We start from the raw sequence: 18,192 nt of genomic DNA on the forward strand, positions 1-18,192 counted from the left end.
TCAGCGCTGCTGGATCGGTAACGCCGGCAGTTCGGTGCCCGGTGACACGGCGTCGTGGTGCTGCTGGGCGACGATGCGGGCAGTGATCTCGTGGGGCGGCACCGGACGGCCGAAGTGCCAGCCCTGCCCGTTGTCGCAACCGGTCGCGGTCAGCCGGTGGGCCTGCTGCGCGGTTTCGATGCCCTCGGCGGTCACCACGAGGCCGAGCTTGTGCCCGAGCGACACGACGGTGCTGAGGAAGTCGTCATCCGTGCCGGGGCGGCGGGCCCCCGGCCGCCTGGCCGGCTGCGCCGACGAACGGGTCAGGCTGGCGTCGAGTTTGAGGCCGTGCAGGGGAAGGGAGCGGAGATTGGCCAGATTCGCATAGCCGATGCCGAAGTCGTCGATGACGATCCGGACGCCGAGTTTCATCAGTGCCGCCAGCGTCTCCGTCACGATGCCGGTCAGATCGATCACCGCCTGCTCGGTGACTTCCAGCTGGAGCAGGTGCGGCGGCAGGCCTGTCCGGTCGAGGATCTGCGCCACCGCTCCGGCAAACCCGTTGCGACGAAGCTGGCGCACCGACACGTTGACGCTCACGTACAGGCCGGGTTGGACCCGCTGCCACCGGCTGGCCTGCCGGCACGCCTGCTCCAGCAGTTGGCGGCCGAGCGGCACCACGAGGCCGGTGCGTTCGGCGAGCTCGATGAACCGGGCGGCGCTCAGCAGGCCGAGCTGAGGATGCTGCCAGCGGGCCAGGGCTTCCACCCCGGTCAGCTGCCCGGACCGGAGAGCGACGATGGGTTGGTAGGCGGCGGTGAACTCGCCCCGCCGCAGCGCCGCCGGCATGGCTGCCGACAGCCGGTAACGCTCGGCGTCGGCGTTGCTGCGGTCCTGGTCGAACTGGCGCAGGGTGGCCTTGCCGTCCGCCTTGGCCCAGTGCAGCGCGATCTCACTGGCGCGCATCAGGGTCGCGGCGCCACCGTCGGCCACGGTGCCCTCGGCCACTCCCGCGCTCACCGTCAGGGGCACCTCGGTGCCGTTGACGCGGAAGGGGGCGGCGAGCACGGCGAGCGCCTGATCGGCGATCTTGACGGCGTCGCCGGCGCAGGTGGTGTCGCGGACCAGGATCGCGAACCGGTCGCTGTCCAGCCGCGCCACCAGGTCGATCCGCCGGTCGGTGAGCGCGCCGATCCGGTCGGCGATCTCGCGGAGCAACAGGTCACCCACCTGATAACCGAGTACGTCGTTGACCGCCGCGAAGTCGTCGACGTCGAGGCAGCAGACCCCGACCCGGTCGATCGGCACCTGGGCGGCGGACAGCCGTCCCAACTGCTCGGTGAGCAACGTCAGGTTGGGCAACCCGGTCAACTGGTCGTGGGTGGCGAAGCGGCGGAACCTGGCCTCGCTGACCCGCAACGCCTCCTCGGCCTGGGTACGAGCGGCGAGCGCGGCCAGCCGGACCGTGTCCTGGGCTCGCAGGCTGCGATCGTGCGCGGCCGACGTGAAGCCCGCCGCGAGGTCCGCCAGCAGGCGGTTCAGCCGAGCGGCAATGGCGGGGTCGGCGGCGATGCCCAGCTCGCCGAGGAACCGGGAGCCGATGACGGCGATCGTGCCACCGAGCGCCTCCGGCGACCCGAAGCCGGCCGCCACCAGATCGACGCCGATCCGTCGGCCGCCTCCGGGCTCGCCCGGCTCGGCGAGAACCGCGGTGACCAGGCGGTCCGCCAGTCCGGCCACGATGCGACGGCGCTGCTCGGCGCTGATCGGCACATAGTGGGCCCGGTGCAGGGCCGTGGCCCACGCCGTGACGAACTCCTCGACGCCCGGACGGCTCCGGTCGTCGAGCCCGTCGGCGGCGGGCCGATCGCTCACCTGCGGCGTCCGACTCCGACGTAGAAACTCATCCGCTCCGGGTGCTCCCCGACATCGGCCGACGACTCGGGACGCCACAGCGGTGACCACACCACGCCGGGTTCCACCAGGTCGAGGCCGGCGAAGAAGTCTTCCACCTGCGTGCGGGTACGGGCGGTGACCGGGGTGTTCGTCCGGCCACTGAGCCGGGCGCCCTCGCCCATCTCGTCCGGCCGGCTGTCGGTGGTGACGTGGCTGACCGCCACGCAACTGCCCGGGGCCAGCGCCGTCCACAGCCGCCGGATCAGCCCGTACGGGTCGTCCTGGTCGGGGACCGCGTGCACGACCGAGACGAGCAGCAGACCGACCGGCAGGTCGAGATCCAGCAGCCGACGGACCTCCGGATGGTCCAGGATGGCCTCCGGATGGCGCAGGTCCTCCAGCAGCGCGACCGCGTTCGGCTGGCCGGCCAGGATGTGTGTGCTGTGCGTCACCGCCACCGGATCGATGTCCACATAGACCACGCGGGAGTCCGGATCCACCTGCTGGGCGATCTCGTGCACGTTGCCCACCGTCGGAATGCCGGACCCGATGTCCAGGAACTGCCGAATCCCTTCGTCGAGCATGAATCGCACCGCACGATGCAGGAACTCACGGTTCGCCCGCGCGACCAGGCGGAGATCTGGCACCGCCGCCAGTGCCTGGCGGGCGAACTCCCGGTCGACCTCGAAGTTGTGCGAGCCGCCGAGCCAGTAGTCGTAGGCTCGCGCGACGCTCGGCCGGCTGAGATCAACATCTGCTGGCGCCCAATCCGGCCGTTCCATCGTCGCCCTTCCCACCACCACCGTGACGTGACTGCCGCCACTATAGGTCGAAATTTCCTGCTGCCGCACCGCACCGAGATCGTCCGCGGGCCAATGGCGGACACCGGTTCCGTCGAACGTCCGTCCACACCGTACAGACATCGACGCGCCTGCGCGCCGTACCGTACTGCTCGGCGGTCCCGGACGCCCCGCCTGAGCTGACGCCTCCGGTGGGCTCCACGGCCCGGCCCCGGCGGCATGGCAGCACGTCGAACGGAAACCGGTCGTCGACCCTACGGCGGGCCGGGGAGCCGGACCGTGACGAGGAGACCTCCGTGCGGGTTGGGGGCCAGGTCGAGGGTCCCGCCGTGGGCCCGGACGATGCTGTGCACGATGGCGAGACCGAGGCCGACACCCACATGTTCGTCGGTGCGTACGCGTTCCACTCCGCGCTGGAAGGGTTCGGTGAAGGTCGACACCAGTGCGGGTGGGAGCCGGCGGCCCGTGTTCCCGATCCGCAGCAGGCTCGTGTCGCCGTGCGCCTCGGTGTGGACCGTCACGGTGCCGCCGGCGGGAAGGTTGTGCACGATGGCGTTCTGCACGAGGTTCGTCACCATCCGGAGCAGGAGTTCGGCGGAGCCGCTGGTGCGGGCCGCCCCGCCGGAGACGTCCAGCGTGATCCGACGCCGTTCGGCGAGGGGAAGCAGCGTCTCGGCGGCCTCCTCGGCGACGAGGGAGAGGTCGACGACTTCGCGGGTGAAGGTGCCGCGGTCGCCGCGGCTGAGCAGCAGGAGGGCCTCGGTGAGGTCGATCGCCCGCTGGTTGACGGTGTGCAGTCGTTCGACGAGGTCGCCGCGCCCAGCAGCCGGCTCCCTGCGGGCGACGTCGAGGAGTGCCCGGGAGATCGCGAGCGGGGTACGCAGTTCGTGGGAGGCGTTGGCGGCGAATCTCTGCTGCTCCGCGACGTGGGATTCGAGCTGTTCTAGCATCGAGTCGAACGCGTCGGAGAGTTCCCGGAACTCGTCCCGGCGACCCTCCAGCCGAATCCGGTGGGTCAGTGCTCCGCCCGCGGCCACGCGGGTGGCATCGGTGATGCGGGTCAGCGGCGCGAGCATCCGGCCGGCGAGGGCCCATCCGCCCAGCAGGCCGAAGAACAGCAGCAGGACCAGCACCGCGACTGCTCTCGGAACGAAGGCATGGAGCAGGTCGAAGCGGTCCGGCACGAACATGACGGGGGCGGGAAGGCGGGAGCCGTCGGGTGCCGGGGCGGGCGACCCGGCGGCGATCACCTCGGGTACGTACCGCAGCAGGAACACCCACACGGTGACCAGGAGCAGACCACCCGCCAGCATGCCGAACCCGGCATAGCTGAGGGTCAACTTGAGGCGGACGCTCAGACCCGGCTCCCTATCCACGGTCCACTCCCGCACGCCCGGTGCCGGGAGCGGTGTCGATGCGGTAGCCGACGCCGGGCACCGTGGCGATGATCCATGGTTCGCCGAGCCGTTTGCGCAGCGCGGAGACGGTGATCCGTACGGCGTTGGTGAAGGGGTTGGCGTTGAGGTCCCAGGCCCGTTCCAGCAGATCCTCGGCGCTGACGACCCCACCCTCGGCGGCGACGAGGACCTCCAGCACGGCGAACTGCTTGCGGGTGAGCGCGACATGGCGTCCGTCGCGGAAGACCTCCCGGCGGAACGGGTCGACCCGTAGGCCCGCGATCTCGCGGACCGGGGGCCGGGCGTACCCGCGCCTGCGGTCGAGTGCCCTGAGCCGGAGCACGAGTTCCCGGAGTTCGAACGGTTTGGTGAGGTAGTCGTCGGCGCCCAACTGGAATCCGGACGCCTTGTCGTCGATCCGGTCGGCAGCGGTGAGCATGAGGATCGGCAGGCCGCTACCGGAGGCGACGACACGGCGGGCGACCTCGTCGCCGGACGGGCCGGGGATGTCACGGTCGAGGATCGCGAGGTCGTAGTGGTTGACGCCGAGCAACTCCAGGGCGGAGTCGCCGTCGGGAGCGATGTCGGCGGCGATCGCCTCCAGCCGCAGGCCGTCCCGGACGGCTTCAGCCAGGTAGGGCTCGTCCTCCACGATCAGTACGCGCATACGCGCAGCCTAGGAGCACCGAAAGGTGGTACCGACGTACACATCCCGGACGCGTGCCTCAGCCGGCCGCCACCGGCGCGGGACACGGCCGCTGCGACGGCACCTCCGCCGGGGTACGCCACCAGTGGCGGGACGCCAGCCCGGCCAGCACGGCACCGGTGGCGTTGACCAGGACGTCATCCACCGACGACACCCGGTCCAGCCACAGGACGTACTGGGCGGTTTCCACCAGGACCGAGCAGCCCGCGCCGAGCGCCAGGATCCGCGGCATCGAGGCGAACGCCGCGAACCGCACCGGGGCGACGCCGGCAGCACGCCGGCAGCACGCCAGGGCCGCCAACGGCAGCCCCACCAACATCATCAGCACCACCCCGTTGAACGTGTCATAGCAGCCGTGCCACCGCCCGGCCAGACACCTCGGAGCGGACATCAGGAGCGGCCGCCGTACCACGAACGCCACGCCCGCCAGCCCGAGAAGAGCCAGGCCGGCGGGCAGGATCCGGCGGACGAGACGGGACGGTACCGACGGGGATGTGCTGTGGTCCATGCCCCGAGGCCGGCCACCGCAACCACTTCGGGACCGACCTGCGGACGGATCTGTTCCAGGTGGCCGACGACCCGGACGATCTGGTGATCGACGGATACGGGCACCCGGTCGTATGGACTCAGCAGGTGGCGCGGGAGGCGGTCACGGCCGACGTGGCGCTGTTGATCCGACTGCTGGATCAGTCTGGTGTTGGCTCTCGCGCAGCGGAACGGCTGCAGACGAGGGCCGTCGACGCGCGCAACCGCTCCGCACAGACGTTCGTCATCGACGTCTTCGTCCGCTCCGGCGACACAGAACGTCGCCTGGCCGCCACCGGTCAGGACATCCACGCCATCAGTGCGCCGAGGCTGCCGACCGCCTCCTCACCGGCCGGACCCGGGCAACCGGCGTCGTCTCCGCCGGCGCGGTCTTCGACGCCCCCAACTTCCTCAATGCCATGTCCGCGCACCTCACGCTGCACGCGCCGGCCGGCGTCCGCAGCTGACCAGCGACTCGTGCCGGCCCAGTCCTGGAACAGATCGTGCAGCTTCAAAGGGCGGCGACCGAGGCGGGAGCTCGCTCGTGGCGGGCCAACGCGCGTATCACCTTCAGGGAACCGTGCCGCCATGCCGCGAGGCTGCCCAGCAGGTGGATCGTCGCTTCGGCCGCTGCCGGCGGTATCGGTGGGGTCGGCACGCCGAGGCTGACGGCCAGGTCGTCGACGTGGACAACCAGCTCCATCACCCGAGTCAGCAGGAAGTCGTCCACCTGCAGGCCCCAGTCGCCGAGATCCACGACATGGTCGGCCGACTGCGCCGGCACCGTGACGCGCAGCTCGGCCAACGCCGCATCGACGTCGGCCGCCAGGTCCGTGGCGGTCGTCGACGCGGCTGCCTGCTCGCTGCGACGGCGGATGTCGACGTTGTCAGCGCTGTCGACGCCCGACGTCACCCAGGCGTTGCCGGTGAAATGCTCCAACACCGGAATCGGCGATGCTCCCTGCTCGGCGGCGAGGAACGTCACGGTGTGGGTTACCTGGTTGGCCAGGTGACGAGCGAGGCCGCCGGTGGAGAAGTCAGGCAACGCGCTCGGCGTGGACCACCGCTCGGCCATCAACGGTTCACGCAACAGCGACGCGGCGATCTCAGCGACATCCAGGAACGCATCTCGAATCATCGAGTGCACGCTATGCGCGCGGGAGACCTGTTGTCACCCAATCTCGTACCTGCGAGCAACGGATTCCTCGGCCGGGGACACGCACGCACACCGGCCACGACAGCGCACCTCTGGGCTTCCTCCCGCAGGTTCGGATGCGAGCCCAATCGACCCCGGTCCGCCGCGACCGAGTTCTCCCTGATCGACGACGCGCGGACACACAGCCCCTGTCATGCCACGCGCCACCGGCCAAGGGAAGGTGGCAGGTGCCGAACGCCTACGGGCCGACCAGGTCCGTCGCCAGCACCAGCAGGGCCGGCAACAGCCGGCGCAGGACGTGCCGGGTCCGCGGAAGTCCAGTCTCTGACCACGTGACACGGCCCTCGGCGGGGGTGGTACCGCGGTACCACCGAAGGCGCGGAAGTGCCGACCGCGGTACCACGATCCTGGCGCTACGCGCCCCTAGCGTGGTGAGCATGATTCAGATACGCGAAGTAACCAAGCGGTACGGTGCGAAGACAGTCGTCGACCGGCTGTCGTTCAGCGCCAAGCCGGGCCAGGTCACCGGCTTCCTCGGGCCCAACGGCGCGGGCAAGTCGACCACCATGCGGATGATCATCGGCCTCGACGCCCCGACCTCCGGTGACGTGCTGATCAACGGCAAACCGTACGTTTCGTCGAAAGCCCCGCTCCACGAGCTTGGCGGGTTGCTCGACGCCAAGGCCGTGCACCCCGGGCGCACCGCGGTCAGCCACCTTCTCGCCCTGGCCCGCACGCACGGCATCCCGCGCTCGCGCGTCGACGAGGTCCTCGGCATGGCCGGCCTCTCGGCCGTCGCCAACAAGCGGGTCGGTGCCTTCTCCCTCGGCATGGGCCAGCGGCTCGGCATCGCCGCCGCGCTGCTCGGCGATCCGGCCGTGGTGATGCTCGACGAGCCGGTCAACGGCCTCGATCCGGAGGGTGTCCTCTGGGTGCGCAACCTGCTCGCCGGCCTCGCCGCCGAGGGCCGCACCGTGATGTTGTCCTCCCATCTGATGAGCGAGGTCTCGCTGATCGCCGACCACTTGATCATCATCGGGCGGGGCAAGCTGCTCGCCGACACCACCGTGGCCGAGCTGGTGACCGCGGAGGGCGTCCGGGTGGTCACCGCCGACCCCGACGCGCTACGCACGGTGATCAGCGGACCGGGCGTCACGGTCACCTCGACCGGTGCCGAGGAGCTGCTCGTCTCCGGCACTTCCGCCCGGCAGATCGGGCTGGCGGCGGCGAGGCGTGGAATCCCGCTGTTCGAACTGACCCCGCAGAACGCCTCGCTGGAAGAGGCGTTCATGGACCTGACCCGTGACGCCGTCGAATACGAGGCCGCCCGATGAAGATCACCCCTGGTGGCGTCGTCGCCGCCGAATGGACCAAGTTCTCCTCGCTGCGCTCCACCTGGATCACGACCGGCACCTCCGTCGTCGTCCTGATCGCGTTCGGCATGATCGCCTCGGCGTCCTCCGCAGGCGACGGCATGTCAGCGGTCGACCTGGCCCTGTCCGGCAGCACCCTGGCGGCCCTCGCTGTCGGAGTACTCGGCGTGCTGCTGGGGGCCGGCGAATACACCACCGGCATGATCCGGGCGACCCTGGCCGCGGTGCCACGCCGGTTGCCGGTGCTGTGGTCGAAGAGCCTCGTCGCCGGACTGGCCGGGCTCGTCGCGATGACCGCCGGCGCGTTTGCCGCCTTCGCCCTGGGGTCGGCCGTTCTCAACGACGACGTCGGCGGCCTGAGCCTCGGCGACGACGGTGTGCTGCGCGCCCTGTTCGGGGCCGGTCTCTACCTGGGCCTGATCGCCGTGCTGGGCGTCGCGCTCGGCATGCTCGTCCGCGCCAGCGCCGGCGCGATCGCCATCCTCGCCGGCCTGCTGCTGATCGTGCCGGGCCTGGCCCTGCTGCTACCGCACTCGATCTCCGAGGCGGTCACCCCGTACCTGCCGAGCAATGCGGGCAGCGCGGTGATGGCGCTGACCCCGGGAGACAGCACTCTGGCGCCCTGGACGGGTCTCGCCGTCTTCGCCGGGTATGTCGTCATCGTCCTCGCCGCCGCGGCGTATCGGCTCAAAAAGACCGACGCGTAAGGGGACAATCGCCTGATGAGCACCCAGGAATGGCTGGTGGACCGGCAGGCCGGGGTACGGGCTTTCCATCGTCGCCGGCCGTGGGTCATGGACACCGTCGTGGCCGTCGCGGTCGTGTTGTTCAGCATCTCGAGCCTGGTCGAGGCGCCCCTGCGGGCCACCATCGCGACGCTGACCCTGCTGCCGCCGCTGTACTGGCGGCGGCGGCAGCCGTTCCCGGCGTTCCTGGTGACCGCGGCCACCGTACTGGCCCAGGGCTGGCTGGGCGTCGAGGTCGGCGCCGGGGTGGTCCTGCTGGTGATGCTGTTCGGCGTGGCCTCCCGCGGCTCCTGGCGGGCGCTGGCCTGGGCCTGCGGCGTCACGGTCACGTTGCTGGTCGCCGAGATCTACCTGTTCGAGGAAGTGCTCGAAAACCGCACCGTCACGTTGTTCCTGGTGCTCGGCACGTCGATGGCCGCGGTCGCGTCCGGCGTCGCGGCGCGTACCCGCCGGGCGTACCTCATCGCTCTCGAGGACCGCGCCGCCCGCCTGGAGGTCGAACAGCACCAGCGTGCCCGCCTCGCCGTCGCCGACGAGCGGGCCCGGGTGGCCCGCGAGATGCACGACCTCGTCGGCCACCACGTGTCGGTGATCGTGGGGCTGGCCGACGGCGGGGCCACGCTCGCGAGATCGCGCGACGAGCAGACCGCCGAACCGCTGCGCCTGATCGGGGAGACCGGCCGGCAGGCGCTCGCCGAGTTGCGCCGGGTGCTGGGCGTGCTGCGCGGAGAGGACGCCGATCCGCAGCTGAGCCCGCAGCCCGGCATCGCGGACCTCGACCGGCTGCTGCCCAGTGTGCGGGCCGCCGGACTGCCGGTCACCTACTCCACGACGGGCGAGCTGGACAAACTCAGCCGAGGCGTACAACTCGCGGTCTATCGCATCGTGCAGGAAGCACTCACCAACACCCTCAAACACGCCGGGCGCGGTGCGGCCGCGAACGTCACTCTCACCACCTCCGACGGGGAGGTACGCGTCCGCGTCCGCGACAGCGGTCACGGCAGACCCGCCGCCCCGAGTCACGGCCTGCTCGGCATGCGCGAACGCGCCACCATGTACGGCGGGGTGATGACCGCCGGCCCGGCCGACAGTGGCTGGCTGATCGACGTCGTCCTCAAGGAGCCCGCATGACGACCGTGCTGATCGTCGACGACCAGCCGTTGCAACGGATGGGTTTCAAGATGCTGCTGGACGGCACCCCCGGCATGACAGTGGTCGGCGAGGCCTCCACCGGCGCCGAGGCAGTGCGCTCGGTGGAGCAGATGAGACCCGACGTCGTGCTGATGGACGTACGCATGCCCGGCATGGACGGCATCGAGGCCACCCGCCGCATCACCGCCGCCGGCTCGCGCACCCAGGTGCTGATCCTGACCACCTTCGACCTGGACGAATACGTCTACGCCGGACTGCGGGCCGGCGCGAGCGGCTTTCTCCTCAAGGACGCCCGTCCCGAGGAACTCATCGCCGGCATCCGGGCCGTCGCGAGCGGAGAGTCGGTGGTGGCACCCAGCCTGACCCGTAAACTCATGACCGCCTACCTTCAGCACGCGGCGCCCGACGCCAAGCAGGACCACCGGCTGGCCGCACTCAGCGAGCGAGAACGCGAAGTCCTTGAGGCGATCGGTCAGGGCGCCACGAACACCGAGATCGCCGAACGCTTCACCCTGACCGAGTCAACCGTGAAGAAGCACGTCGGGCGGGTACTGGCCAAGATCGGGGCACGGGATCGGATCCAAGCAGTGATCTTCGCGTACGACAACGGCCTCGTCCAGCCAAGCGCCTGAGCTGGACCTGTTGCGTCGAGCGGAAGCATGAGACTCCAGCTTGGCCGGGTGGTCCGCTGGCCGGTGAGGTTGCTGTCTCGGGTCCGGCCCTGGTCCCACCCGCCGTCGGCATTCGTCGGGTTCCGGTTCCCACCCGAGGCGATCGTCCTGACGGTCCGCTGACACCTGCGGTTCGACCTCTCCTACCGAGACGTGGAGGAGCTGCGGCGATGCGATCCGCGCTGGGACTTCGGCGGCCGATGTCCGCTACAGCTCCGCACATCTGCCGACAAGACCGGTGCTCTGGGCCCACCTACGCATTCACGACCGTAACCCTTGATCCGTGGATCGGGTTCGGGGCGTTCCTGAGCCTGCGGCGGTCGCCCTACCCGTGGCTGAGTAGCGTGCCGGGTGGTCACCGAGGGAGTTCGAAGAGCTCCAACTGGATGCCGTCCGGGTCACGCAGGTACAGGATCTTGGTGCCGGCGAGTTCGCCAGCGTGGATTCCGTCCCCGCTGGCCAATATCACCGGGTCAGCGTTGAGGTGGACGCCGCGCTCCCTCAGGTGGCGTACCGCCGTGTCCATGTCGTCGACCTCGAAGCAGAGATGCATCACCCCGACGTCGCAGTTGCGGCCCTCGAACGGCTTCGGCGCCGGCCGGTCATACTGGATCAGTTCCAGCAGGACGTTGTCTCCGGCGAGCGAGAAGACCGCTCGCATCGCGGGGTTCTCCACTTCCACCACGGCGCCGAGCGCGGCGTTGTCGGCCGAGATGGTCACGCCGTTCGCGGCGACCCCGAGAACATCTTCGTACCACCGCACCGACCGGTCGAGGTCGCTGACGGGCACGCCGATGTGGTGCATTCGCGTCACTTTGAGCATCCATCGATGCTCCTACAGCGGTACGTTCCGAGGGAGTCAGAGATCTTCCTCGTACTGCTGGTACCAGGACACCGGCAACCGGATGCGGGATCATGAAGAGGATGAACCACCTTGGTGCCGCGCTCCGCGCCTGGCGAGATCGACTGGAGCCGGCCACCGTCGGGCTGATCCACCACGCACCGCGGCGGGTCGTCGGACTGCGCCGCGGTGAGCTGGCGATGCTGGCGGGTGTCTCGGCCGAGTACGTCGCGCAGCTCGAGCAGGGCCGAGCGAAGACCCCGTCGGCTCAGGTGTGTTCGGCGTTGGCTCGCGCGTTGCAGTTGAACGACGAGGAGCAGGCCCACCTGCTGCGTCTGGCGGGGCATACCGCCAACCCGGATCGCATTCCCAGATTGATCCCGATCAGTGTGCGCCGGGTTGCCGACCAGCTCAGCGCCAGCCCTCTGGCCGTGTACGACGCCGCCTGGCAGTTGCTGCACTGGAACCCGTTGTTCGCGGCGACCTGGGGTGACCCGTGCCGAGCCAGCGTTGAGGACCGGAACGCCATGATCACCCAGTTCGAACGGCGGAACGCCCGGGTCCGACAGACCGCGGCGGAACGGGTGTGGTTCGAGCAGTCCCTCGTCGCGGACCTGCGGACCACCACCGGCCGATACCCGAACGATCCCGATGTCGCATCGTTGATCGATCGGCTGAACCGCACTGCGCGGTTCCGCGAATTGTGGGCGAGTCCGACCGTCGCGGCTCACGAAAGCGCGCACAAGACTGCCGTCCATCCGGAGGTTGGTGAGATCGCCTTGGACGCCAACATTCTTCCCACCCAGGACAGCGATCTGCGGGTCGTGGTGCTGACGGCGCGACCGGGCACTGACGCCCGAAGCAAACTGGACCTGTTGGCCACTATCGGTGTCCAGGAAATGGCTCTCCGCTCCGACTAACCTGGCACGCCGGGGCATGCTTCGGCCGCGAGTTCGTCCGCTGGCGCGGCTGCGGCAAAAGCTGGCCACCACGCCGGGTGGAGAGGGGCCACCGGCCCCCGGTGGCGGGGCCAGCCGTCTCCGCTACAGCTGAAGCTCCCGGAGCTGGCGTCGCGACGTTATCCCCAGCTTTCGATAGATGTTGCGCAGGTGGGCATCGACCGTGCGAGGACTGACGAACAGCAGCGCGGCCACCTCCTTGGTGCCCGCCCCGGACGCGACCCTGCGAGCGACAAGCAGCTCCCGCTCCGTCAGTGCGTTGAGCGGGTCGGTCTCGCCCACACCCGGATGCTCGCCGATGGCCGCCAGCTCCCGCACGGCCCGGTCGGCGAAGGCCCGCGCGCCGACCGTCTTCAGCAACTCGTGCGCGGCACGCAGCTCCACCCGCGCCTCGGCGCGACGGCCCACACTGCGTAGCCACTCCCCGTGCAGCAGGCGAGCCCGCGCGTAGTGCCCACGCACGCGGGTGTGGGCGAACCGGTCGATCGCGCCAACGTACAGCTCATGAGCGCCCAGGCCCGGTTCGAGCAGCGCCCGCGCGAGCAGGTGCGCGCCGACCGCCCACGAGGTGGGGCTGGCGCGCGCGAGATCCTCAAGCCAGGCGGCGGAGAGCTTGCCCTCCTCCGGCCGACGGGCACGCACGGCGGCCTCGACGAGTTCACTGTGGAACGCGGAGACGACGTACGAACCCTGCTGCTGCCGATCTCGCGCGACCAGCAACGCGTCGAGCGCGTCCTCGTAGCCGCCGAGCCCGTTGTGCAGCACGCCGGTCGCGTAGAAGACGGCGGTGAACTCCACACCGGCCCAGTCGCGCAGCGCCTCCCGAACCTCGCGGAACCGTCCAGTGTCACCACGCCAGGCGGCGAGTGTCAGGTCCGAGCCGAGGAGATTGGTCGTGCCCGCCGCCTCGTCGACCGCGCGTGCCTCGATGATGCTGGCGGCCGCATCATCGATCCGGCCGGCCATGACCCTGGCGGCCGCCTGAAAACGCAGCGCATGCGGCAGAATCGCATAGGCTCCCTGTGCCCGGGCAAGTTCGACCTGCCGGTCGGTCAGCTGCTCCATCGCGACCTCGTCGCAGAGGTCGGCGCTCAGCACGCAGGCGCGTTCCATCCACCACGGATTCGCATCGGACCCCCGGGTCTGATCCTGAAACGCCTCGACCGCGCGGCGCATCGCGGGTGCCGCCTCGTCGGCGGGCAGCAGGTTCTGGGCAAGCAGGGCGTCAAGTAGAAGATCAACGGCGCGGGGCGGACGCCGTCGCGGTACCCGCTCCTGGATGCGTAGGGCGAGACGGCGCAGCCGGCCAGGCTCATCGATGCTGAACATCAGGGAGGCGAACGCCTCCAGGTAGATTTCGCGGGCCCGGTCGGGATCGAGACCCTCGGCCGCGTCGGCAAGTGCGAGCGTCGCCGGGATACTGCGGGACACGTGGTAGTCGATCATCGCATCCAGGAGGCGCAGCTCAGCACGGTCAGCCGTTCCTGGCCGGCCGAGCCGCGCCTGATTCACCAGTTCCCGTGCGGCTTCGGGCGCCCCGGACTGCAACCGCGCTCGAGCGGCCGACAACAACCGACCTGCCCGCCGCGATGCGTCCGGCGTCAGCTGAGCGGAGCGTTCCAAGAACGCCGAGGCCGCGGCAAAGCCCCCACGGGCGTGCGCCCCCACAGCCGACCGCTCCAACTCCGCCGCTATCGACTCGTCAGGAACGGCGACCGCGTTGGCTCGGTGCCACGTGCGACGGTCCGCATCCGTATCGGCACTGGTCGCCGCGGCCAGCGCCGCGTGTACCTGCCGGCGTGTCCGGGCATCCGCCGACCGGTACACCGCGGAACGAGCCAATGGATGCCGGAAGTACAAGCGCGGACCGGCGACCGCCAGGCCCTCCTCCACAACCGGAGTGAGATCGGCAGCGTCCAGCCCCAGAACCGTCATGGCGCGGCGTAGCAGCATGATGTCGCCCAAGGGCTCCGCCGCGGCGAGCACCGAGGCCAACCGGGTCCGCGCCGGCAACCGCAGGATCCGACGTGTGAACTGCGCCTCCAACGCGCTTTGCACGCCACCGGTCACCACGTTCGGCAGACCCAACGGATCCGCCTCCCGAGCGAACTCCACCAGCGCGAGCGGATTGCTACCCGCCTCGGCGACAATCCGTTCCAGTACCGGGCCGTCAAGATTGGATAACGCTGACAATCGCAGCAGGTCAAGAGCTTCGCTGGCCGCAAGCCCGGCAACGGCGAGCCGAGGAAGACGATCGAGCTGCGGGACAGAAGCGACGTCCCGCGCGACGAACACCATCACGACCCGATCGGCACCGACACGGCGCGCGACGAACGCCAGCGCCTGCCGCGACGCTTCATCACTCCACTGCGCGTCATCGAGCACGCACCACACCGCAACGTCCTGCGCCGCAGCGCCCAGAAGGCTCAGTACAGCCAGGCCGACCAGCATGGGATTCGGTGCGGCACCTGCGCCGAGCCCGAACACCGTCTCCAGTGCGAGCCGCTGAGGCGCCGGGAGCTCGCGGCGGTATTCCAGTACCGGAGCACAGAGGTGGTGCAGCGCCGCGTAGGGCAGCTCACTTTCGAACTCGACGCCGCTCGCGCGCAGCACCCGCCAGCCGTCGAGCGACTCGACCGCGGCCTGGACAAGAGTCGACTTGCCGATGCCCGCCTCGCCGACGATAAGCGTCGCACCTCCGCGCCCGCCCGCCGCGGCCGCCGCGAGCGCGCCGAGCTCGCGCAACTCCGACTGCCGGGCGACGAATCGCATCCACACCCCATCCCGATGTCGTCCTCGTCGCAACCTTAACGCCGGCCACGCCGATCAATAGTTGGCGCGGGCGGCATGACCGCCTTGAACGAGACCAATCGACGCAGAGCGAAGTCACCGTAACCGACATCAACGCGGCGGACGAGCATCGACCAAGCCAAGAATCCACCGTCCCCACGTCCGGCCACTGCGGCCACCGCAAGCACTACCGCCAAGACGCCCTCGCACCCACCGGGATGCCACCGGACAGGCCCGGACGTGAGGGACGCTCGTCGCACGAGCACCCACCGGGCACCAGGGACGAAAAGGCAGCCACGGCTACCGCCTTCGATCTTCGTGTTCTGCCAGGAACCGGAAGATCATCAAGCGGTGGCCGTCCCACGTCGAGCACGACACGCCGCAAATCCACACAGGACTGCACCGACGGATAGCGGCCGAGGTTGAAGATCAAGATCAGCTCAGCCGGCGGTCCGTGCTGATGTGTTCAGTCGTGATCCTCGCAGGATGTAGCCGGCTGCGCCGAGGACGAGTAGTACGGCTGCGGTAGTGCCGGCTGTGGTGGATTCGGCTGGCTGCAGGGGCCAGCTGAGAATCTGGCCGAGGACGCCGTCGCCGGTGGTGCGGCTGATCGGCACGAACGGCGGAATGGTGATGAAGGGGACCAGATAGAACCATGAGCGTGCGCTACCGAGGGTGGTGGCGCCGAGACTGATCAGACCGAGCGCGCCGGCGCAGTTGCGCGCGAGGGCGGCCGGCTCGCCGTATCCGTGCGTCGTGCCAGCTACCGACAGCAGCAGACCGAGGACGACCAGAGCGGCGAGGGTCAGGTGCAGTGCCCGCCGAGTCGGCCAGGGCAGTGCGGCGGTGCGGTCCAGGTCGGGGTCGGGACCGGTGAGAGTGGTGCCGGCGGCGATGGCGGCGAAGCCGGTGGCGGCCATGGACAGGGGAGCCGGCAGGATGTCGGGTGGCAAGATTGCGGTCCAGATCGCCCAGAGGCCCCAGACCACCGCCGCGGCGCCGATCATGGCGGCGGGTATCCGGCGCGCTCGGAGGTGGTGAGCAAGCCCCTTCATCGGGGACCACCCATCAGGATGTCCCACTGGGCGTCGGCGTTGCAGGCGAGGCCAGCGTCGCGGAGCGCGGCGATGCGTGCCAGTTGTTCGGCTGCGGGCAGTGAGGTCAGCCGTTGCCACGCCTCGACTGCTTTCTGTTTGGTGTCCGGTGGCGGTGTTTCGAGCAGCCAGTACGCGGCGACGAGCCGGGCGGCGTCGTACGTCTCCCAGTTGCTGGTGTCTCCACAGCTGATGACCCCCGCACCGGTCAGTAGTTGCAGCGTGACCTGTTCGGCGTCGATGTCCGTGGCCCGCCCGCTGTCGAGGTAGAAGGTGACGGTCTGCCCTGACGGGGTGTCCTGTTCGTCGGGGTTACCGCTGATGTCTCGGATCCCTTCTTCGATGGCGGTGGGGGGATTCGGTAGGCGGCTGAGGCGGTGCAGGGCGTCGCGGGCCGGTGCGACGGTGTCGGGGAGGACGGCGGCGTGTACCCGGCGGACGCAGACGCGGGGTGTTCCGTCGGCGCAGACCAGTTCTCGGGCACCGGCGTCGACGGCGTCCATGCTGTTGGCCGGGCCGGCCGACGCCAGCAGAAGCAGCGCGGTGACGGCGCCGAAGACGGCTGGTAGGGCGGCAGCCGTGCGGGCGCGGACGTGGGTGGCCGACAGCAGCAGGAATCCGGTGGTGGCCAGGGCGAGCGCCCAGATGGACTGGGCCAGACTCAGCCGGGCCGGCACGATGAGGAAGTCGCCGCTCTGGCCGAGCACCGGCGACAGCAGAGCAACGCTCTGCTGGATACGGCCAGCGACGTAGTAGGCGGACAGCAGGCCGGGGGCGCTGGACAGGATCAGTCCGGCCATGGCCAGAGTTGGCGCGGTGAACCGCGACGGTACGACGGCGCCCAGGCCCATGCCGAGCAGCCCGGCGGCGAGTAGCAGCGGCAGCCCGGTGGCGATGACGGCGATCGCGGCGGGGTTGAAGTAGGTTGCCGAGCCGGCCACCAGCGGCAGGCATGCGGCCACGGTCAGCAGGTAGGCGACGGTGACGGTCAGACTCAGCGCGAGGGCCGGCGACGCGGCGCGTTGCCAGGCGGGCCGGGCAGTGCTGGTGAACAACTCGCCGACGCGTCCGCGGCGGTCGCGGTCGGTCAGCCACGCCCCGGCGGCCAGGGTGAGCGGCCAGGTGAAGGCCAGCGCTGTGCGTAGCGTAGTTGCCAGCGGGGACCATCGGCTGCTCCACGCATCGGGCCCGAAGAGCAGATACATCGCGGCGAGGCCGAGTAGGAGCACGATCAGGCCGGTGCCGACCGCAGCGCTACGGCGCAGGTCGATGGCGAGCGCGCGGATCATGCGCCGGCCTCCCGCCGGGCCTGGCGGATCACCGCGGCGTAGCCGCGTTCAGCGGCACTGTCACCAGGGTCACCGGTGCCGCCGCGTTCGGCCAGTTCCGCAGGCGTGCCCTGCCACACCACCCGGCCGGCATGCACGATGACCACATCGGTGCACGAGGCCACCACGTCCTCGACCAGGTGGGTAGAGACCAGCACGCACGTGTCGGCGCCGAGGTCACGGAGCAGCTCGCGGAAGGTCAACCGCTGCTCCGGGTCGAGACCCACGGTGGGCTCGTCAAGCAGTAGCAACGCCGGGTCGTTGACGATGGCCTGGGCCACACCGGCACGACGCAGCATCCCACCGGACAACTGTTTCAACTTGCTGCCGGCCCGCTCGGTGAGCCCGACCCGGGCGATCGCCCGTTCGGCGGCCACGGTGATGTCGGCCGTGGGGACCTCTTTGAGCCAGGCCGTGTACTCGACGAACTCGTGGACGGTGAACTTCGGGTAGTAGCCGAACTCCTGCGGCAGGTAGCCCATCATGCGCCGGATCGGCCGCAGATCGGCTCGACGCTCGTGCGCCGGCCGACCCAGAAGGTTCAGGCTGCCGGCGGCCGGCCTGAGCACGGTGGCCAGCGCGCGCATCAGCGTGGTCTTCCCGGCGCCGTTGGGCCCCAGCAGGCCGTGGACGCCTACACCGATGCGCAGGTCGAGGCCGGTCACCGCCAGATGCCGGCCCGCCCGGACCTGCAAGCCGTGCGCCTGCACCGCGTGTTCCCATGTGGTCGGCCTCAACTCGGCCTCGGACAAACTTCGTACCATCATCGCTCCTTGGAC

General features: G+C 70.0%; 17 protein-coding genes. 5 read left to right on the plus strand and 12 right to left on the minus strand.

The window, feature by feature from the left end; all coding sequences use genetic code 11:
* The 7 genes from ACQP1S_RS30730 to ACQP1S_RS30760 form a co-directional block, all read right to left on the minus strand.
* Window positions 1–1,854 carry a putative bifunctional diguanylate cyclase/phosphodiesterase gene (locus ACQP1S_RS30730; protein ID WP_432901474.1) on the minus strand — a complete coding sequence of 618 codons (1,854 nt, stop codon included), beginning with the start codon at window positions 1,852–1,854 and terminating at the stop codon, window positions 1–3.
* Window positions 1,851–2,657 (minus strand): SAM-dependent methyltransferase, encoded by an 807-nt coding sequence (locus ACQP1S_RS30735; protein ID WP_432908451.1) that lies wholly within the window; start codon window positions 2,655–2,657, stop codon window positions 1,851–1,853. Before ACQP1S_RS30735 ends, ACQP1S_RS30730 begins: the two co-directional genes overlap by 4 nt.
* 272 nt (window positions 2,658–2,929) lie before the next feature.
* A complete protein-coding gene (locus ACQP1S_RS30740) occupies window positions 2,930–4,051 on the minus strand; it encodes a sensor histidine kinase (protein WP_432901476.1) in 1,122 nt (373 codons plus the stop codon).
* On the minus strand, window positions 4,044–4,739 hold the full coding sequence (locus ACQP1S_RS30745) for a response regulator transcription factor (protein WP_091252346.1): 696 nt from the start codon (window positions 4,737–4,739) through the stop codon (window positions 4,044–4,046). Before ACQP1S_RS30745 ends, ACQP1S_RS30740 begins: the two co-directional genes overlap by 8 nt.
* 58 nt (window positions 4,740–4,797) lie before the next feature.
* The gene (locus tag ACQP1S_RS30750; protein WP_432901478.1) at window positions 4,798–5,169 is read right to left on the minus strand and encodes a VanZ family protein; all 372 of its coding nucleotides are present in this window, start codon (window positions 5,167–5,169) and stop codon (window positions 4,798–4,800) included.
* Complete coding sequence (locus ACQP1S_RS30755) at window positions 5,169–5,615, minus strand: hypothetical protein (RefSeq protein ID WP_432901480.1); 447 nt, start codon at window positions 5,613–5,615, stop codon at window positions 5,169–5,171. The genes ACQP1S_RS30750 and ACQP1S_RS30755 overlap by 1 nt, the downstream gene beginning before the upstream one ends.
* 199 nt (window positions 5,616–5,814) lie before the next feature.
* Window positions 5,815–6,441, minus strand: a complete 627-nt coding sequence (locus tag ACQP1S_RS30760) for a maleylpyruvate isomerase N-terminal domain-containing protein (protein ID WP_432901482.1) — start codon at window positions 6,439–6,441, stop codon at window positions 5,815–5,817.
* 455 nt (window positions 6,442–6,896) lie between these two features.
* Here ACQP1S_RS30760 and ACQP1S_RS30765 point away from each other — a divergent pair, with 455 nt between their 5' ends.
* From ACQP1S_RS30765 to ACQP1S_RS30780, 4 genes are read left to right on the plus strand one after another with little or no spacing between them, the layout of a single operon-like run.
* Window positions 6,897–7,793 (plus strand): ABC transporter ATP-binding protein, encoded by an 897-nt coding sequence (locus ACQP1S_RS30765; RefSeq protein WP_091252340.1) that lies wholly within the window; start codon window positions 6,897–6,899, stop codon window positions 7,791–7,793.
* A complete protein-coding gene (locus ACQP1S_RS30770) occupies window positions 7,790–8,539 on the plus strand; it encodes an ABC transporter permease (RefSeq protein ID WP_432901485.1) in 750 nt (249 codons plus the stop codon). Before ACQP1S_RS30765 ends, ACQP1S_RS30770 begins: the two co-directional genes overlap by 4 nt.
* A gap of 15 nt (window positions 8,540–8,554) precedes the next feature.
* Window positions 8,555–9,709, plus strand: a complete 1,155-nt coding sequence (locus ACQP1S_RS30775) for a sensor histidine kinase (protein WP_432901487.1) — start codon at window positions 8,555–8,557, stop codon at window positions 9,707–9,709.
* On the plus strand, window positions 9,706–10,362 hold the full coding sequence (locus tag ACQP1S_RS30780; RefSeq protein ID WP_432901489.1) for a response regulator: 657 nt from the start codon (window positions 9,706–9,708) through the stop codon (window positions 10,360–10,362). Before ACQP1S_RS30775 ends, ACQP1S_RS30780 begins: the two co-directional genes overlap by 4 nt.
* 394 nt (window positions 10,363–10,756) lie before the next feature.
* Here ACQP1S_RS30780 and ACQP1S_RS30785 read toward each other — a convergent pair whose 3' ends face one another.
* The gene (locus ACQP1S_RS30785; RefSeq protein WP_432901491.1) at window positions 10,757–11,224 is read right to left on the minus strand and encodes a VOC family protein; all 468 of its coding nucleotides are present in this window, start codon (window positions 11,222–11,224) and stop codon (window positions 10,757–10,759) included.
* A gap of 101 nt (window positions 11,225–11,325) precedes the next feature.
* Between ACQP1S_RS30785 and ACQP1S_RS30790 the strand changes: the two genes are divergently transcribed.
* Window positions 11,326–12,162, plus strand: a complete 837-nt coding sequence (locus tag ACQP1S_RS30790; RefSeq protein ID WP_432901493.1) for a helix-turn-helix domain-containing protein — start codon at window positions 11,326–11,328, stop codon at window positions 12,160–12,162.
* 123 nt (window positions 12,163–12,285) lie between these two features.
* Here the strand turns inward: ACQP1S_RS30790 and ACQP1S_RS30795 are convergent, their stop codons facing one another.
* From ACQP1S_RS30795 to ACQP1S_RS30810, 4 genes are all read right to left on the minus strand, one after another.
* Complete coding sequence (locus ACQP1S_RS30795) at window positions 12,286–14,973, minus strand: AAA family ATPase (protein WP_432901495.1); 2,688 nt, start codon at window positions 14,971–14,973, stop codon at window positions 12,286–12,288.
* Window positions 14,974–15,431: 458 nt separating this feature from the next.
* Window positions 15,432–15,998 carry a hypothetical protein gene (locus ACQP1S_RS30800; protein ID WP_432901497.1) on the minus strand — a complete coding sequence of 189 codons (567 nt, stop codon included), beginning with the start codon at window positions 15,996–15,998 and terminating at the stop codon, window positions 15,432–15,434.
* 44 nt (window positions 15,999–16,042) lie between these two features.
* Window positions 16,043–17,374 carry an ABC transporter permease gene (locus ACQP1S_RS30805; RefSeq protein WP_432901499.1) on the minus strand — a complete coding sequence of 444 codons (1,332 nt, stop codon included), beginning with the start codon at window positions 17,372–17,374 and terminating at the stop codon, window positions 16,043–16,045.
* On the minus strand, window positions 17,371–18,177 hold the full coding sequence (locus ACQP1S_RS30810; RefSeq protein WP_432908454.1) for an ABC transporter ATP-binding protein: 807 nt from the start codon (window positions 18,175–18,177) through the stop codon (window positions 17,371–17,373). The genes ACQP1S_RS30805 and ACQP1S_RS30810 overlap by 4 nt, the downstream gene beginning before the upstream one ends.
* Window positions 18,178–18,192 lie beyond the last annotated feature (15 nt).

The organism is Micromonospora matsumotoense (genome assembly GCF_050951065.1).
GTDB lineage: Bacteria > Actinomycetota > Actinomycetes > Mycobacteriales > Micromonosporaceae > Micromonospora > Micromonospora matsumotoensis.

Coding starts and splice junctions, on each gene's coding strand:
- ACQP1S_RS30735 (WP_432908451.1), bottom strand. CDS start 2,657: ATGGAACGGCCGGATTGGGCGCCAGCAGATGTTGATCTCAGCCGGCCG.
- ACQP1S_RS30810 (WP_432908454.1), bottom strand. CDS start 18,177: ATGGTACGAAGTTTGTCCGAGGCCGAGTTGAGGCCGACCACATGGGAA.
- ACQP1S_RS30760 (WP_432901482.1), bottom strand. CDS start 6,441: ATGATTCGAGATGCGTTCCTGGATGTCGCTGAGATCGCCGCGTCGCTG.
- ACQP1S_RS30750 (WP_432901478.1), bottom strand. CDS start 5,169: ATGTCCGCTCCGAGGTGTCTGGCCGGGCGGTGGCACGGCTGCTATGAC.
- ACQP1S_RS30780 (WP_432901489.1), top strand. CDS start 9,706: ATGACGACCGTGCTGATCGTCGACGACCAGCCGTTGCAACGGATGGGT.
- ACQP1S_RS30805 (WP_432901499.1), bottom strand. CDS start 17,374: ATGATCCGCGCGCTCGCCATCGACCTGCGCCGTAGCGCTGCGGTCGGC.
- ACQP1S_RS30800 (WP_432901497.1), bottom strand. CDS start 15,998: ATGATCGGCGCCGCGGCGGTGGTCTGGGGCCTCTGGGCGATCTGGACC.
- ACQP1S_RS30795 (WP_432901495.1), bottom strand. CDS start 14,973: ATGCGATTCGTCGCCCGGCAGTCGGAGTTGCGCGAGCTCGGCGCGCTC.
- ACQP1S_RS30775 (WP_432901487.1), top strand. CDS start 8,555: ATGAGCACCCAGGAATGGCTGGTGGACCGGCAGGCCGGGGTACGGGCT.
- ACQP1S_RS30785 (WP_432901491.1), bottom strand. CDS start 11,224: ATGCTCAAAGTGACGCGAATGCACCACATCGGCGTGCCCGTCAGCGAC.
- ACQP1S_RS30790 (WP_432901493.1), top strand. CDS start 11,326: ATGAACCACCTTGGTGCCGCGCTCCGCGCCTGGCGAGATCGACTGGAG.
- ACQP1S_RS30745 (WP_091252346.1), bottom strand. CDS start 4,739: ATGCGCGTACTGATCGTGGAGGACGAGCCCTACCTGGCTGAAGCCGTC.
- ACQP1S_RS30765 (WP_091252340.1), top strand. CDS start 6,897: ATGATTCAGATACGCGAAGTAACCAAGCGGTACGGTGCGAAGACAGTC.
- ACQP1S_RS30770 (WP_432901485.1), top strand. CDS start 7,790: ATGAAGATCACCCCTGGTGGCGTCGTCGCCGCCGAATGGACCAAGTTC.